Source organism: Phormidium sp. CCY1219, assembly GCF_055795085.1.
The window spans coordinates 1-250 of sequence record NZ_JAYFEQ010000902.1 but is presented as its reverse complement, the minus strand read 5'-3'; the positions used below and the strand labels follow the sequence as shown (position 1 = coordinate 250).

1 protein-coding gene is annotated in these 250 nt (G+C 45.2%); it reads right to left on the bottom strand.

All coding sequences use genetic code 11. From position 1 onward, the window contains the following. Positions 1 to 250 (bottom strand): Uma2 family endonuclease (locus AC0QH1_RS29715; RefSeq protein WP_324635058.1); only part of this gene is annotated, 250 nt, incomplete at both ends.

Here is a 250-nt window from a genome sequence, read left to right as displayed (position 1 = left end):
CCTCTAACTGCAGGATAAATCCCGGTAGCAGGGGGTCTCCCGACACCGTGGCAGGATTATCCAGCACTTCTACTTCTACACCGGGACGATAAATTTCCACTTGCCGATTTTGGCGATTAATCAACCATCCCAATACCGTACCATTTTCGATATATTCTTTCATTTTCGCTTGAGTGGTTTTTAAACTATCGCTTGGCGACATAAGTTCGATCGCAAAATCCGGCGCAAAGGGGAGAAATTTCTCTTTTTC